13 protein-coding genes and 3 pseudogenes are annotated in these 16,390 nt (G+C 61.2%); all 16 read left to right on the forward strand.

Annotation, left to right across the window (positions count from 1 at the left end; translation table 11 throughout):
- Positions 1-16: 16 nt before the first annotated feature.
- The 16 genes and pseudogenes from B5E42_RS08240 (at position 17) to B5E42_RS08310 (ending at position 15,837) form a co-directional block, all read left to right on the forward strand.
- Positions 17-235 carry a Maff2 family protein gene (locus B5E42_RS08240; protein ID WP_003510921.1) on the forward strand — a complete coding sequence of 73 codons (219 nt, stop codon included), beginning with the start codon at positions 17-19 and terminating at the stop codon, positions 233-235.
- 66 nt (positions 236-301) lie between these two features.
- Positions 302-1,168 (forward strand): CD0415/CD1112 family protein, encoded by an 867-nt coding sequence (locus tag B5E42_RS08245; RefSeq protein WP_087238551.1) that lies wholly within the window; start codon positions 302-304, stop codon positions 1,166-1,168.
- Positions 1,169-1,182: 14 nt separating this feature from the next.
- Entirely contained in the window at positions 1,183-2,085 is a 903-nt protein-coding gene (locus tag B5E42_RS08250; protein WP_162613937.1) for a radical SAM protein, read from the forward strand.
- Positions 2,086-2,508 carry a PrgI family protein gene (locus B5E42_RS08255; protein ID WP_087238554.1) on the forward strand — a complete coding sequence of 141 codons (423 nt, stop codon included), beginning with the start codon at positions 2,086-2,088 and terminating at the stop codon, positions 2,506-2,508.
- The gene (locus B5E42_RS08260; RefSeq protein WP_087238556.1) at positions 2,438-4,879 is read left to right on the forward strand and encodes a conjugal transfer protein TraE; all 2,442 of its coding nucleotides are present in this window, start codon (positions 2,438-2,440) and stop codon (positions 4,877-4,879) included. Before B5E42_RS08255 ends, B5E42_RS08260 begins: the two co-directional genes overlap by 71 nt.
- A gap of 2 nt (positions 4,880-4,881) precedes the next feature.
- Entirely contained in the window at positions 4,882-5,643 is a 762-nt protein-coding gene (locus B5E42_RS08265) for a phage antirepressor KilAC domain-containing protein (RefSeq protein WP_087235118.1), read from the forward strand.
- 2 nt (positions 5,644-5,645) lie between these two features.
- On the forward strand, positions 5,646-6,281 hold the full coding sequence (locus tag B5E42_RS08270) for a hypothetical protein (protein WP_087238559.1): 636 nt from the start codon (positions 5,646-5,648) through the stop codon (positions 6,279-6,281).
- The gene (locus B5E42_RS08275; RefSeq protein WP_087238561.1) at positions 6,269-7,285 is read left to right on the forward strand and encodes a DNA cytosine methyltransferase; all 1,017 of its coding nucleotides are present in this window, start codon (positions 6,269-6,271) and stop codon (positions 7,283-7,285) included. Before B5E42_RS08270 ends, B5E42_RS08275 begins: the two co-directional genes overlap by 13 nt.
- Positions 7,286-9,184, forward strand: coding sequence for a C40 family peptidase (locus tag B5E42_RS08280; RefSeq protein ID WP_087238564.1), 1,899 nt, complete (start codon positions 7,286-7,288; stop codon positions 9,182-9,184). It begins immediately after the preceding gene.
- Between the two features lie 16 nt (positions 9,185-9,200).
- Complete coding sequence (locus tag B5E42_RS08285; protein ID WP_087238566.1) at positions 9,201-9,941, forward strand: phosphoadenosine phosphosulfate reductase; 741 nt, start codon at positions 9,201-9,203, stop codon at positions 9,939-9,941.
- Positions 9,928-10,209, forward strand: coding sequence for a DUF4315 family protein (locus B5E42_RS08290; protein ID WP_071430338.1), 282 nt, complete (start codon positions 9,928-9,930; stop codon positions 10,207-10,209). Before B5E42_RS08285 ends, B5E42_RS08290 begins: the two co-directional genes overlap by 14 nt.
- Before the next feature lie 109 nt (positions 10,210-10,318).
- Positions 10,319-10,687, forward strand: a pseudogene (locus tag B5E42_RS20035) (SH3 domain-containing protein); the annotation flags it as partial.
- 117 nt (positions 10,688-10,804) lie between these two features.
- Positions 10,805-11,356, forward strand: a pseudogene (locus B5E42_RS20040) (DUF4366 domain-containing protein); the annotation flags it as partial.
- Positions 11,353-13,448, forward strand: a pseudogene (locus tag B5E42_RS08300) (DNA topoisomerase 3). The pseudogenes B5E42_RS20040 and B5E42_RS08300, both read left to right, overlap by 4 nt.
- On the forward strand, positions 13,438-13,965 hold the full coding sequence (locus B5E42_RS08305; protein ID WP_025654209.1) for a hypothetical protein: 528 nt from the start codon (positions 13,438-13,440) through the stop codon (positions 13,963-13,965). The pseudogene B5E42_RS08300 and the gene B5E42_RS08305 overlap by 11 nt, the downstream one beginning before the upstream one ends.
- 12 nt (positions 13,966-13,977) lie before the next feature.
- Positions 13,978-15,837, forward strand: coding sequence for an antirestriction protein ArdA (locus B5E42_RS08310; protein WP_087238570.1), 1,860 nt, complete (start codon positions 13,978-13,980; stop codon positions 15,835-15,837).
- The last annotated feature ends 553 nt before the right edge of the window (positions 15,838-16,390 follow it).

Genomic DNA, 16,390 nt, shown 5'->3' on the forward strand with positions numbered 1-16,390 from the left:
AAAGGAAATATGATTTATGGATTTTTTCACTAATGCTATCGACGTATTGCAGACTCTGGTGATCGCCCTGGGCGGCGGCCTGTGCGTGTGGGGCGGCATCAACCTCCTGGAAGGTTACGGCCAGGACAACCCTGCCTCCAAAAGCCAGGGCATCAAGCAGCTCATGGCCGGCGGCGGTGTCGCCCTCATCGGCCTGACCCTGATCCCCCTGCTGTCCGGCCTGCTCTCCGCCTGATGTCTGCCAGCAGACCCCACGGGAGGCCCCGGCACACGGGGCCTCCCGGAAAGGAGGTGATCCCCGTTGATCTTTGACGCGATACAGGAGTGGTTCCAGGAACTGCTCATCGACGGTATCATTTCAAACCTGACCGGGATGTTTGATACCCTGAATACCAAGGTGGGCGAGATCGCCGGGGAGGTGGGCATGACGCCCTCCGCGTGGAACAGCGGCATTTTCAACATGGTCCGCAACCTCTCGGAGACCGTGATCGTCCCCATCGCCGGCATCGTCCTCACCTTTGTCATGTGCTACGAGCTGATCCAGCTCATCGTAGAAAAGAACAACCTCCACGACTTCGACACCTGGATCTTCTTCAAGTGGATCTTCAAGACCTTCTGCGCGGTGCTCATCGTCACCAACACCTGGAACATCGTCATGGCGGTGTTCGATGTGGCGCAGAACGTGGTCAGCCAGAGCGCCGGCGTCATCATCTCGGACGCGGGCATCGACATATCCAGCGTGACCGCCGACCTGGAGACCCAGCTCGCGGACTGGAGCATCGGCGCCCTGCTGGGGCTGTGGTTCCAGAGCATCTTCGTGGGGCTGTGTACGCAGATCCTCTCCATCTGCATCTTCCTGGTGATCTATGGCAGGATGATCGAGGTGTATTTGGTGACCTCGATAGGTCCCATCCCCTTTGCCACGATGGTGAACCGGGAATGGGGCAACACGGGGCAGAACTATCTCCGCTCCCTGCTGGCCCTGGGCTTCCAGGCGTTCCTCATTATGATCTGCGTGGGCATCTACGCGGTGCTGGTGGAGGGCATCTCCCTGAGCGGCGACAACATTTCCGGCGCCATCTGGGGGTGCATGGGGTACACGGTGCTCCTGTGCTTCACCCTCTTTAAGACCGGCAGCCTCGCAAAGTCCCTGTTCGGGGCGCACTAAAGGGGGGTGGCTGATTGAAAATAGGATTGATAGACGTGGACTCCCACAACTTTCCCAACCTCTGCCTGATGAAGCTCTCCGAGTACCATACCAGGCGGGGCGACCGGGTGGAGTGGTGGAGCCCCAAGGGACGCTATGACCTGGTTTACAAGAGCCGGGTGTTCACGGACACCTACTCCAAGGACACCATCGTGGTGAACAACGCGGATAAGGTCATCCAAGGCGGCACCGGCTACGGGCCGGGCGGAAAAGACCTCCCCTATGAGATCGAGCACATCCGGCCGGACTACTTTTTGTATCCGCGGTTTTTGGGAACGGCCTACGGCTTTTTGAGCCGGGGCTGTCCGAGGAACTGCGGATTTTGCATCGTCAGCGGCAAGGAGGGACGCAGGAGCGTCAAAGTCGCTGACCTTTCTGAATTTTGGCGCGGTGAGGATGAGATCAAACTGCTGGACCCCAACCTGCTGGCCTGCCCGGATCATGAGGCGCTTCTGGAACAGCTTGCCGCCAGCCGGGCGCTGGTGGACTTCACCCAGGGGCTGGACATCCGGCTGACGAACCCGGACAACATCGCCCTGCTGAACAGGGTGCGGACCAAGGCGGTGCATTTCGCCTGGGACAACCCGGAGGAGGACCTGACGGAGCACTTCAAACGCTTTGTGGCGCATACCGCCATCCGAAGCGACCGGAACCGGCGGGTGTATGTACTGACCAACTACGGCAGTACCCATGAGCAGGACCTCTACCGGGTGAACACCCTGCGGGCCTTGGGGTATGACCCCTATGTGATGATCTATGAGCGCCCTACCGCTCCAAAAATCACCCGCCATCTTCAGCGGTGGGTGAACAACAAACGGATTTTCCACACGGTAAAAGATTTCAAGGACTATGCTCCCATGAAAAAGGAGGTGCATTGATTGGCCTATGTAACGATCCCGAAGGACCTGAGCAAGGTACAGAGCAAGGTCCTGTTCGGGCTGACCAAACGGCAGGTGATCTGTTTCGGAGCGGCAGCAATTATCGGCGTGCCGCTTTTCTTTTTGACCAAGGGGGCACTTGGCACCACCACGGCGGCCCTGTGCATGATCCTGGTGATGCTTCCCTTCTTCCTGTTCGCCATGTACGAGAAGAACGGGCAGCCCCTGGAGGTGTTCCTGGGACATCTCATTGAAAACAAATTTATCCGCCCAAAGACGCGGATCTACCAGACCAACAACCTGTACTCCGCCCTGGTGCGGCAGTACGAATTGGAACAGGAGGTGAGAGCGATTGCAGGCAAAAACGGCAAGACCCGCAAAACCGGCAGGGGCAAGGCGCAAGCTGACCCGCGCCGAGCGTAAGCAGATCGAGGCGGTGGTCCGGCAGGCCAAGGGGGACGGGAAAGCCCATACGGTGCAGGAGAGCATCCCCTTCCGTAATATGTTCCCGGACGGCCTGTGCCGGCTGGAGGGCGGGACCTTCTCCAAGACCATCGCCTTCGAGGACGTCAACTACCGTCTGGCTTCGCCGGAGGACCAGCGGGATATTTTTGAACACCTCTGCGATTTCTACAACGGCTACGACCCCACCATTGGGGTGCAGGTGTCGCTCAGCAGCCGGTATGTGGAGCATGGGCCGGAGGAGGACCTGTTCGGCATCCGTCCCCAGGGGGATGACCTGGACCCTGTCCGGGAGGACGCGGCCGGAATACTGCGCTTCCAGTATGAGCGGGGCAGCAACGGCTATGTGAAAACCAAGTATGTGACCCTGACCATCGAGGCGGAGAACCTTCCGGCGGCGCGGGCGCGGTTCGCCCGTATTGAGACCGACACCCTCAACCGCTTCAAGGTCATGGGCGCCGCCGCCCATGTGCTGGACGGGAAAGAGCGGCTGGAGCTGCTTCACGGCATCCTCCACCCGGCAGACGGCCGCCGTCCGGAGGGCGGGAAGTTCGCCTTCGATTGGGACTGGCTGGCGCCCAGCGGCCTTTCGGTCAAGGACTTCATCGCCCCGTCCTCCTTCCACTTCGGGGAGACCCGCACCTTCCGCATTGGCGAGATGTACGGGGCGGTGAGCTTTTTGCAGATCACCGCCCCGGAGATCCACGACCGCATTTTGGCGGAGTTTATGGAGACCGAGGGCAACATCCTGGTAACTATGCACATCCGGGGCATCAACCAGAACGAGGCCATCAAGATGGTCAAGCGCAAGATCACCGACCTGGACGCCATGAAGATTGCGGAGCAGAAGCGGGCGGTACGCAGCGGCTACGACATGGACATCCTCCCCAGCGACCTTGCCACCTACGGCGGCGCGGCAAAGACCATCCTCCAGGACCTGCAAAGCAGGAATGAGCGAATGTTCAATCTGACCTTCCTGGTCATGCACATGGCGGAGACCAAGCAGAAGCTGGAGATTGCCGTGTCCCAGGCGGCCAGCGTGGCGCAGACCTACAACTGCCTCCTCACCCGGCTGGACTTCCAGCAGGAGGACGGACTGATGAGCAGCCTTCCCCTGGGGCTCAACCGTATCAAAATCGAGCGGAGCCTCACCACTTCGGCGCTGGCGGTGTTCGTCCCCTTCGTCACCCAGGAGCTGTTTATGGGAGGGGACGCCATGTACTACGGCCTCAACGCTTTGAGTAACAACATGATCCTTCTGGACCGCAAACAGTCCAGAAGCCCCAACGGGCTGGTGTTCGGCACGCCGGGCAGCGGCAAGTCCATGAGCTGCAAGCGGGAGATCACTTTCATCATCCTGACCACAAAAGATAATGTCATCATCTGCGACCCGGAGGACGAGTATTCGCCCCTGGTGCGCCGGCTGGGCGGGCAGGTCATCCGGCTGTCCCCGTCCAGCACCGACTATGTGAACCCCCTGGACATCAACCTCAACTATTCAGACGAGGAGAACCCCCTGGCGCTGAAAAGTGATTTTGTCCTGTCCTTCTGCGAGCTCATCATGGGGAGCAAGACGGGGCTGGAGGCCATCGAGAAAACGGTCATCGACCGGGCGGTGCAGAAGATCTACCAGCCCTACTTCGCAGACCCCCGGCCGGAGAATATGCCCATCCTGGGCGACCTGATGGAGGCGCTGCTGGCGCAGGGCATCCCGGAGGCCGACCGTGTGGCGCAGGCGCTGGATCTGTATGTGAACGGCTCCCTCAACTTCTTCAACCACCGCACCACGGTGGACATCCGCAACCGGCTGGTCTGCTTTGACATCAAGGGCCTTGGCAAAAACCTGAAAAAGCCGGGGATGCTCATTGTCCAGGATGCGGTGTGGAACACCGTCACCATCAACCGGGCCATTGGGCGCTCCACCTGGTATTTCGTGGACGAGTTCCACCTCCTGCTGAAGGAGGAGCAGACGGCGGCCTATTCGGCGGAGATCTGGAAACGGTTTAGAAAATGGGGCGGGGTGCCCACCGGGGCGACCCAGAACCCCAAGGACCTGCTCTCCTCCCCGGAGATCGAGAACATCCTGGAAAACAGCGATTTCATCTATATGCTCAACCAGGCCGCCGGCGACCGCAAGATTTTGGCGGAGCGGCTGGGCATTTCGGCGGAACAGCTTGCCTATGTGACCAATTCCGAGCCGGGCCATGGGCTGCTGTTCTTCAACAATGTGATCCTGCCCTTTGCGGACGACTTCCCAAAGGACACGGAGCTTTATAAGCTGCTTACCACCAAGCCCAGCGAGGTGGAGCACGCGGCGGAAACGGAGGCGTGAATATGAACATGGAGATATTCAGAAACAGTGAATTTGGCAGTATCCGCGTGATCGAGGAGGACGGGAAATACCTGTTCTGCGGTTCGGATGTGGCAAAGGCCCTGGGGTACAGCAATCCCCGAAAGGCTGTCCGTGACCATGCGAGGGGTGGAACGAAACGTTCCATCCCCACCGCAAGCGGTGACCAGACAATGACCTTCCTCCCGGAGGGCGACGTCTACCGCCTGATCGTTCATAGCCGGCTGCCCGGCGCGGAGCGGTTTGAGAAATGGGTGTTCGATGAGGTGCTTCCCACGATCCGCAGGACCGGGGGCTACATGACGCCCTCCCTGCTGGAGGAGGCGGCCAGGCACCCGGAGATCCTGCTCTCCTTTGCGGACCAGCTCCTGGCGGAGCATGAGAAGAACCGCCGCCTTACCGGGGAGGTGGAGCGGCTGCGGCCGAAAGCGGATTTTTACGACGCCTTTGTGCGTCCCGGCAACTGCACCAATATCCGGGCCACAGCCAAGGAGCTGGGCGTGGGCGAGCGCGACTTTTGCCGCTTCCTGATGGAGGAGGGCTTCCTCTACCGCTGCCCGGCCGGATACCTTCTGCCCTACGCCAAGCCCTCCAATAAGGGGCTGTTCCAGGTGAAGGACTTCTGGAAGTACGGGCATTTCCGCCAGCAGACCCTTATCACGCCCCAGGGGAAGGACCTCCTGCGGATGATGCTCTGCGGTGGACAGATGAGCATGGAATTTGATTTTTGTGAAAGCGAGGCGTGAATATGAAAAACAAGATCTACATTATCGAGGGCAAGACCTATCTCAACCACATCAACGATGAGGTCCACCTGTACGGCCTTCTCCACCAGCTCGCCTTCCTGGCGGGCCGGATCAAGGACGAGGAGGACGTGTTCCATGTGCTGGACGCGGCGAAGCGCTACGGCGAGATCGCCGAGGAGAAATTCCAGGGCTGGGGCATCCCCGGCCGCTACCTGGTATTCGGCGACCCGAAGGACCTGAAGGACCTTATGGCAAAGGAGCTGGCGGAGGCCACCCCGGTGCCCGTGGAGGAGCCGAAGCCCAAGAAATATAAGGATGAGTACATCATCCCCGGCTACGGCTTCCGTATGCTGGTGGGCGACATCCACCACCTGATCGTCCTCTACTATTCGCTGGCCCGCCGCCTGTCCGAGGCGGAAACGGAGAAGGACTTCCTCCGGCTGAAGAAAAAGGCCGGCGGCTATGAAAAGGTGCTGAAAAAGCTCTTCCGCAGCCTGGGCCTCCCGGAGGACAGCAATGCCGCCCAGGACGTCCTGGAGGAGTCCATCATCCGCCGCCATAACCTGGTCCGCCTGGAGGATGTGGAGGAGCCCCAGGACGAAGGCGATCTTGAAGGGGACGAGGTATGGAGCGACTGACCCATGTGAGCCTGTTCTCCGGCATCGGCGGTCTGGACCTGGCGGCGGAGGCGGCCGGGTTCGAGACCGTCTGCCAGTGTGAATGGGCGGACTCCCCCTATTCCGTCCTGGAGCGGCACTGGCCGGACGTGCCGAAGTTCCGGGACATCACCACATTCACGAAGGAGGCGTTTTTTGAGAAAACAGGACTTGAAACAGTCACCATCATCTCCGGCGGCTTCCCCTGCCAGCCCTTCTCCACCGCCGGAAAGCGGCGGGGCTTTGCGGATGAACGCTACCTGTGGCCGGAGATGTGCCGCGTTATTGCCGAACTGCGGCCCCATTGGGTGCTTGGGGAAAATGTTGCTGGCTTCATCAATATGGGGCTCGACAAAACGATTTTTGACCTGGCAAAAGCGGGATACGCTGTTCTCCCATTCGTATTTCCGGCTTGCGGCGTCGGCGCGTGGCATGAGCGCCAGCGAACTTTTATCGTCGCGGCTGATGTTTCCCACACCCCTTGCCTCCGACAAATCCACCTGCAGGGACGCGGCAAACCTGGATGTGTACCTGTCGGACAATGGGATCTTCCGCAAGCGGAACAGGGATGGGACGATCTGGAGCCTGAGCCTTTCGGCGGCGGTGTTCTACCTGACGCCGGCGGCGTCGGAGGGCTACCGCTCCACCCTGAAACCCACGGCCTTCCAGGGCAAGTCCCCGTCCAGCAACCTGTCGGCCCAGGTGATCCACCAGGAGCAGCCCCTGTCGGAGAAGGCGGCACTGAACCCGGATTGGGTGGAATGGCTCATGGGCTTCCCGAAAGGATGGACGGCCGTATCCTCTGGCGAGAGGAACCCGCAGATGTCCCCCGCATAACTGATGACACGAAGGACCGGGCCCTGCGCCTGAAAACCCTGGGCAACGCAGTCTGCCCGCCCCAGGCCTATCCCATTTTTCACTATATCGCGGCGATTGAGACCGGGGCGTGCGCCAGCATCTGCCCCTATGGAGGAGGTGACGGATAAATGCAGGAATGGAAAGCCTCCGAGAAGGAGGCCCAGAAGATGACCCGTGACGGGGCCATTTCGGTGAACCTGGTGACCGGCGAGGCCACCCATATTTCAGACCGTCCCCCGGAGCAGGATTATTCTTCTGCGGATGAAACGGCAGGGGCATTGAACCGGGCGGCGGACGAGGTGGTGGGACACCGGGAACGCCGACAGGCGAAAAAGGCGCGGCGCAAGCGGCGCGACACCTTCCGGGAGGGGGAGGCGGCCAGGGACCGCCCTTCCTCCCGTTTGCAGTTTTCCGAGGCAGACCGGGCGGCGCCGGAGCTGAAAAAGGCTGTCCGAAAGTCCGACAAGGCGGCGGATAAGCTGGACGCGGCAAAGGCCGCCGTCCCCGTGAAGCCTCCCGGCAAGGAGCATGGCAATCCCTTATCCCGGCCGGTGCAGGAGGTCAAGTCCACCCTCCACGGCGAGGTGAGCAAGGTGGAGGGCGACAACTCCGGCGTCCAGGCCGGCCACCTGGGGGAGCGGCAGATCGAGAAGGCCGTGGGCTATGGCGGCCGCCGCTTCCACCAGGCGCGTGCGAACTGTAAGCTGAAACCCTGGCGGGATGTATCAAAAGCGGAGCAGGTAGCGGTGAAGGCCAATGCGGATTTCTATTGGCAGAAGTCCGTTATGGAGAACCCCCAGCTTGCGTCCAGCAATCCCATCTCCCGGCTGTGGCAGAAGAAGCGCCTGCAAAAGCAGTACGCCGCCGCCCACCGGGCAGGGACCGGCGCGGTCCAGGCCGCGGGCAAGGCGTCCCAGACCGCCGCCTCCGCCGCAAAGAAGGGCGGCGGGACCATCGCCCAGAAGTTGGGCGGGCTTGTGGCGAAGAACAAACACACCCTTCTCATTGTGGGAGGGATCGGCTTGATCCTCATGCTCATCATGGGGCTGATGCAGTCCTGTACCTCCATGTTCGGGGGCGGGACTTCCGGCCTGGTGGCGTCTTCCTATCTCTCCGAGGACGCGGACCTGACCGGGGCCGAGGCCGCCTATTGCGGGATGGAGGCGGAGCTTCAAGAATACCTGGATACCTACGAGGCTACCCACGACTATGACGAATATCACTTTGACCTGGACGAGATCGAGCATGACCCTTATGTGCTGCTGTCCATCCTGTCGGCGCTCCACGAAGGGGTGTTTACCCTGGACGAGGTGCAAAGCGACCTGGAAATGCTCTTTGACAAGCAGTACATCCTCACTGAAACTGTGACCACCGAAACAAGGTATCGGACGGAAACCCGGACAGACAGCGAGGGCAACGAGTACGAAGTGGAGGTGCCATACACCTGGTATATCTGCACCGTCACACTGGAAAATTTTGACCTCTCCCATGTGCCGGTCTACATCATGGGCGAGGATCAGCTTTCCATGTATGCCGTGTATATGTCCACCCTGGGCAACCGGCCGGATCTGTTCCCATCCTCCGGATATGTGGGCAAGTACATCGAGAACCCACCTACGGCCTGGGACATCCCCGCCGAGTACCTGACGGATGAACGGTTTGCCACCCTCATCACCGAGGCGGAGAAATACCTGGGATACCCCTATGTGTGGGGCGGGAGCAGCCCGGAGACATCGTTTGACTGTTCAGGCTTCGTCAGCTATGTGCTGACCAGCACCGGGCTTTGTAACACCGGGCGGCTGGGCGCCCAGGGGCTCTACAATATCTCCACGCCGGTATCCGACCCCCAGCCGGGCGACCTGGTGTTCTTTGTGGGCACCTATGACACCAGCGGTATCTCCCATGTGGGTATTTATGTGGGCGACGGGATGATGCTGCATTGCGGAGACCCGATTTCCTACACCAATTTGAACACCAGCTACTGGCAGTCTCACTTTTATGCCTACGGCCGGCCGCCGTACAACTGATGGGAGGTGGTAAAGCATCAATATGGTTTCCTACGGGGGCGGTGTCAACAGCACCGCCCTTTTGATCGGCCTGCACCAGCACCGCATCCCGGTGGACCTGATCCTCTTTGCGGATACCGGGGCGGAGCATCCCCACACCTATGCCTACCTGGACATTATGGACCGCTGGCTGAAGGGCCACGGGATGCCGCCCATCACCAGAGTCTACAAGACCACGCGGGACAGCAAGCGGCTGACCCTGGAGCAGGAGTGCTTGCAGAGCGGCACCCTGCCCTCCATCGCCTACGGCTTCAAGCGGTGTTCCCTGAAACACAAGATCGGGCCGCAGGAAAAGTTCTGCAATCACTATTTGCCCTGCCAAAAGGTATGGGCAGCGGGCAAGCGGGTGGTGAAATTCATCGGCTACGACGCCGGCGAGGGCTACCGCAGCGACAAGGTGCTGCTGGGCGACCTGGCCGACCCCAAGTACAGCAAGTGGTATCCCCTGATGGAATGGGGATGGGACCGGGCAGCGTGTATGCAGGCCATTGAAAATGCGGGTCTGCCCCAGCCGGGCAAATCCTCCTGCTTCTTCTGCCCCAGCATGAGGGCGGAGGAGATCATCCACCTGCGGGACCACCACCCGGACCTGTTCCGAAGGGCCATCGCCCTGGAGGACAACGCCCGCCCCAATTTGAAAACGGTCCAGGGCCTGGGCCGTAACTATTCATGGAAAGAACGATATGGAAAGGAGTTTTGCACACATGGCAACTGTTGAGAAGATCCGCCGTGACATTGAAAAGACCAAGGAGAAAATCTCCGAGCAGCAGAAGCGCCTCCGCGCCCTGGAGGCCCAGCTCACCGAGGAGGAGAACCTGGAGATCGTCCGCATGGTCAAGGCGGTGAAGATGGACAACCGGGAACTGACGGCCTTCCTGAAGGCCTACGCCAGCGGCCTCATCACCCTGCCGGAGGGCATGATGGAGGCGGAGGCCGCGGCGGACCCCGGCGAGAATGAGATGGAGGATACCGAGTATGAAGAATAAGAAGATCATCCGCCTGTTTACGGCGGCCCTGGCCGTGGCGCTCTGTGCCACGGCCTTTGCTGTCCCCGCTTTCGCCGGCGGTGGGGAGGGCGAACCCTACTACACCGAAATGGAGGCAGACCTCACGGAGGATGACGGGACCCCGGAAATTACGGTTTCCGATGATGAAGATACTGCCGGCGGCGATAATGCGGAGACCGGCGGTGACACCCTGGACCAGCTCACCGAACTGTTGGGCAGCCTGGGAACCGTGACAGTCACCGAGGATGGTATCCTGTTCACCCCCAACCTGGAGGGGCTGGAGCCCCTGCGCACCGGCACCGTGACCACCTGCGGCGGCAATCTGAATGTCCGCACCGGCGCAGGGCTGGACAATGACGCTTTCACCCAGCTTCCCAACGGGGCGCAGGTGGAAGTCATCGGCACCGAGGGCGAATGGGTCAAGGTGCTTCTGCCGGAGCGGGAGGGCTATGTTCATTCCGACTACCTGACCATCACGGACACGGGCAGCTTCTCCCTCTCCCTGGACGGGACGGACCTCTCCGCCCTGTTGGAGCTGTTCGCCTCCGGCCTCTCCGGGGGCGGAGGGGCAGCCCTGACCCCGGATGGGAACCTGTCCCTCATTGACGACCTGGGCGGGACATCCTCCGGCAAGCAGTTCATCACGGTGGAGACAAAGGGCGGCAACGTGTTCTATCTCATCATCGACCGGGATGACGAGGGGGCGCAGACCGTCCACTTCCTGAACCAGGTGGACGAGGCGGACCTCCTGGCACTGATGGAGGATGGCGAGGCTCAGGAGGCGCCGGCGGTCTGCACCTGTACGGAGAAATGCCAGGCCGGGGCGGTGAACACCTCCTGCGAGGTGTGCGCGGTGAATATGGCCGAGTGCGCCGGCGCGGAGCCGGAGCCGGAACCCGAACCGGAGCCGGAGGCGGAGAAGTCCGGGGGCATGGGCGCCCTGGCGCTGGTCCTGGCGCTGGTGGTGCTGGGCGGCGGCGGAGCCTTCGCCTATATCAAGTTTATCCGTCCCAAGCAGGCGTCCAAGGTCAGCGCAGACCCGGACGACTATGATTTTGCGGATGAGGAGGAGTATATCAACGAGGACGAACCGGAACCGGAGGAAGAAATGGAGGATACGAAATGAAGCTGGTGATCTGTGAGAAACCGAGTGTTGCAAAAGCCGTCGCGTCGGCCCTGGGTGTCACATCCAGGGCCGATGGCTGTTTTGAAGGAAATGGGCTCATCGTTTCCTGGTGCGTGGGGCATTTGGTGTCCCCGATGGACGCAGCCGGGTACGACCTTGGTTATAAGAAATGGAAGTATGATGACCTTCCCATCCTGCCGGAGCCCTTCCGCTATGTGCTGGCGAAGGGCAAGGAGGACGCCTTCCAGAACTTGAAGCACCTCATGGAGCGAGAGGACGTCACCGAGCTGGTCAACGCCTGCGACGCCGGGCGGGAGGGCGAGCTCATCTTCCGGCTGGCCTATGAGATGGCGGGATGCCAGAAGCCCTTCTCCCGTCTGTGGATCTCTTCCATGGAGGACGCGGCGATCCGGGAGGGCTTCCAGGACCTGCGCCCCGGCGCGAAGTATGACCCGCTGTACCAGTCCGCCCTCTGCCGCCAGAAAGCAGACTGGCTCATTGGGATCAACGCCACAAGACTTTTTTCTGTCCTCTACCACCGCACCCTGAATGTGGGGCGGGTGCAGACCCCCACCCTTGCCATGCTGGTGGACCGGGACAGCAAAATCACAATGTTCCGCAAAGAGAAATACCATCATGTGCGCCTGACCCTGGGCGGGGCCGAGGCGGTGTCGGAGAAGATCGCCGCCCCGGAGGAGGCGGAGGCCCTGAGGGCGGCCTGTGCCGGCGCGGAGGCAGTCTGCGCTTCCGTCACCCGTGAACAGAAGAAAGAGGCACCGCCCAGGCTCTACGACCTGACCACCCTCCAGCGGGAGGCCAACCGCATCTTCGGCTACACGGCGAAACAGACGCTGGACTACGCACAATCCCTCTATGAGAAAAAGCTGCTGACCTATCCCCGGACGGACAGCCGGTTTTTGACCGCCGACATGGCGGAGACCGCTTCGGTGGTCCTCCACCTGGCGGCCAAGGTACCGCCCTTTGACGGGTGCGGGAGTTCTTCCCGGATGTGTCCTTGCTGGTAAATGACAAGAAGGTGTCCGACCACCACGCCATCATCCCCACGCTGGAGCTGGAGAAGGCGGACCTGTCCGAACTGCCCGTGGGTGAGCGCAATATCCTTCTGCTGGTGTGCCGGGAGCTGCTGTGCGCGGTTGCGGAGCCCTATGTGTACGAGGCGGTGACGGCGACCTTTACCTGCGGCGGGCAGACCTTCACCGCCAAGGGGCGGCGCATCCTCTCCGAGGGCTGGCGTGAGATCGACCACATTTTCCGCGCTTCCCTGAAGGAGCAGCCGGAGGGCGAGGCGGAACCCGCCGCTCTGCCGGACTTCACCGAGGGTCAACTTTTTGACCAGGTGGAGGCCGCTGTCACCGAACACTTCACCGCCCCGCCCAAGGCGTACACGGAGGACACCCTCCTGGCGGCGATGGAGACTGCCGGGAAAGAGGAGATGCCGGAGGACGCCGAGCGCAAGGGCCTGGGCACCCCGGCCACCAGGGCGGCGATCCTGGAGAAGCTGGTGGCGGCCGGGTTTGTGGAGCGCAAAGGGAAAAGCCTCATCCCTACCAAGGCGGGGATCAACCTGGTCACCGTCCTGCCGGATACTTTGACCTCTCCCATGCTCACGGCGGAGTGGGAGCAGAAGCTGACCGCCATCGCCAGGGGTGAGGGCGATCCCGCCGCTTTCATGGCGGGGATCTCTGACATGGCGCGGGAACTGGTGAAAACCTATTCCCACATCTCCGAGGAGGGCCAGAAGCTGTTCGCCCCGGAGCGGGAGGCCGTGGGTCTCTGCCCCCGCTGCGGCAAGCCGGTCTATGAGGGCAGGAAGAATTTTTACTGCTCCGACCGCGCCTGCCGCTTTGTCCTTTGGAAGGACGACCGCTTCTGGACCTCCCGCAAGAAGGAGCTGACAAAAAAGATGGCCGGCGACCTTTTGAAGAAGGGCCGCACCTCCGTCAAGGGGATGTGGTCTGAAAAGAAGGGCGCCGCCTATGACGCGGTGGTGGTGCTGGACGATACCGGCGAGAAGTATGTCCGCTTCAAATTGGAGTTCCCCAAACGGAAGGAGGGCGTGAATGGCAGATAAAGCAATCCCGGATATTTCCCTGGGCGGCGCTGAACAGAACATGAGCCGGGAGGAGCTGGCGGCGGTAGCGAAAGCCGTTGCCGCCCTATCCCAGGAGGACCGGGATCTTCTGGCCGCCGTCCAGGAGTCCCCCTATCGGCTGACCACGGCGGAGCAGTTCCTGGAATTTGAGAAAAATGTGGACTGCTTCGTGCTGGAGCCCCATGTTCGGACCCTGGAGGACCTGGGCTGGGAGTACCTGGAGGAGAAACTGACCATCGGCCTGACGGACGACCTCCGGGCCGCCATTGACCCCGCCCCCTTCGGCCGGCGCGCCCTGGAGGAGGACCGGGGGTGCTTCACCAGCCGGGGGTATCTGTTCCCCACGGATGACCCATGGCAGCACGACCGCCCCCAGGCGAAGCAGGCGGACCGCAAGCCCTCCATCAGGGAGCGGCTGGAACAGAGCAAACAGGAGTGCAGGAACAAAAATAAGGCCCAGGCGCCCCGCAAGGGGAAGTCTGAGCCGGAGCTGTAAGGAGGTGCGTATATGCCCCATTATGAATATGACAAGGATTATCCCTTTGCCGCCTTCATCACCAACCTGGGCAAGTACAACGAGGGCGACCTGGTGGGCGAATGGGTGAAGTTCCCCACCACGCCAGAGGAGATGCAGAAGGTGTTTGAACGGATCGGCATTGGGCAGAAGGATGACTTCGGCCAGCCCTATGAGGAGTGGTTCATCACTGACTATGACTGCTATGTGGACGGCCTCTACGACAAGCTGGGCGAGTATGAGAACCTGGACGAGCTCAACTACCTGGCCTCCAAACTGGACGAGATGAGCCAGGGCGAGTACGAACAGTTCCAGGCGGCGATGGAGATCGGCGACCATTCGGGCAGCTTGCAGGAGATCATCAACCTGACCGAGAACCTGGACTGCTACGACATTTACCCCGACATCCACGACCACGACGACCTGGGCCGGTATTACATCGAGGAGCTGGACGCCATGCAGGTGCCGGAGCACCTGCGGAACTACATCGACTATGAGGCCTACGGCCGGGACGTCGCCCTGGAGGAGGGCGGCGAGTTCACCGACCTGGGGTATGTGCGGGACACCGGGAGCAGCTTCCATGAGTATTACGATGGGGAGCATGGCAGCATCCCGGAGGAATACCGGGTGATGACCTTCCAGGACGCGGAGGAGTTGACCGAGGAGGAAAAATCCGAATGGGCGATGGACATCGCCTACGATATGGACGAGTTCTTCCGCCAGCACGACCCGCAGTATGCCGCCGAGCACCCGGAGGAGCACGCGGCCAAGGAGGAGATCTACGAAAATCTGATGGCCGGCCGCATTTCCGCCCTGGATGAGAAGCTGGCCGCCCTGGGGCAGACCCAGGAGGACTATCTCCCTTCGGAGATTGAGAAATTCAAAGACGCCACCGGCTATGAGGAATTTCTTGACTTTGATCCGGCTGTAATCAAAGCGGCATTGGAGGACCCGGACAAGTCCCATGTGGACGAGATGCTGGCCTTTGCGGAGCAGGCGGGCCGGGAGTATGAGGCGGAGCTGGCCGGACAGACCCCGGCGCCCTCCCCGGATGACCGGGAGACCGGCGAAACGGTGCGGACTCCCAGGGGCACCTTCTATGTGACGGATATGAGCCGGGAGCAGATGGAGGCGGCCGGGTACGGCTTCCACCATCAGTCTGACGATGGGAAGTACCTCATCATGGGCAACGGTTCCCGTTCCTTCGCTATCCGCAGCGAGGAGGCCCAGGAGCACGCCGCCCCGGAGAAGATGACCGTCCTGGTGGTGGAGCCGATGAAGGAGCCCTATGTGAAGGAGATCGACCCCGGCCTCCATTCGTTACAGGCGGAAGTGGGCGGCGACATTGCCACCGCCTATCCCTTCTCCGACCCGGTGGGGCTGGTCTGCAACGATGAGGGCAAGCTCATCGGCCTGGAGCTGAACCGGGGCCTGAGGGATGAGCATGGAGAGATTTACGACATCATGGCCGGCACTTTCCTGGTGGTGGGGCTGAGTGAGGACAGCTTCACCTCCCTGACCCCGGAGCAGGTGCAGAAGTACACGGAGCACTTCAAGCAGCCGGAGCAGTTCATCAGCCTGAACGGGCAGATCATCGCCCTGCCAGCGGAGCCGGAGAACCCGCTCCGCACCGCCGAGATGACCCTGGAGGACGACTACGGGATGATCGACGGGGTGCTGAACAACGGCCGCAAAGGTGAGGAGCAGGAGAAGGCCCAGGGCGAAGCGCATAGGGGCGCCCCGGAGAAGCGCCCTTCCATCCGGGAGCGGCTGGCGGAGGCCAAACGGGAGTGCGGCGAGCGCAAGCCCCCGGACAGGGCCCAGCAGAAGAAGCCCCCGGAGCATGACCTGTGAGCCGGAGCAAGAAGTGGCGGCTGGAATGGTCCTTCTTCCTCGGGGAGAACGGCCGCCGCAGATATAACAAGATCTGCAAGGGTTGTGTCCATCCCTGCAAGCAGAGCTTCCGGGCAGTCCTCATCGCCTGTCCCCATTACCAGTCCGCACGCTCGAAAAAATGCGGGAATAGGGGTTGAAAACGGGCTGAAAAATCGCCTGTGGCGGCTTTTCCGGGAGCCGCCCTTATGATTTCCCCATGTGGGCCTCTCCCTCTGATTTGAGGGGGGACAAAGAGGCTGTTTTGAACACTTTTCCATAACAGAGTGGGAGCGCCGCCTTCGGTTTAGGCCGAGGGTGACGCTCCCGCTTCTTTTTTTGTTCTCTTTTTTCTCTTTCAATCAGGATCGGACGGGAAGGATATTCGCCGTAGTAGGCGCTGTGGGAATGTGCGTAAACGGTCATGCTTGCGGAACTGTGGGAAACGATGTTTGCGGGCTGTGGGAAAGCCGGCGGCTTTTCCATCGGGCCGTGAATATCTGTTTTCCATCGGCGGAGCGGCCGTTTTCCACAT

Source organism: Flavonifractor sp. An10 (genome assembly GCF_002161215.1).
Lineage (GTDB): Bacteria > Bacillota > Clostridia > Oscillospirales > Oscillospiraceae > Flavonifractor > Flavonifractor avistercoris.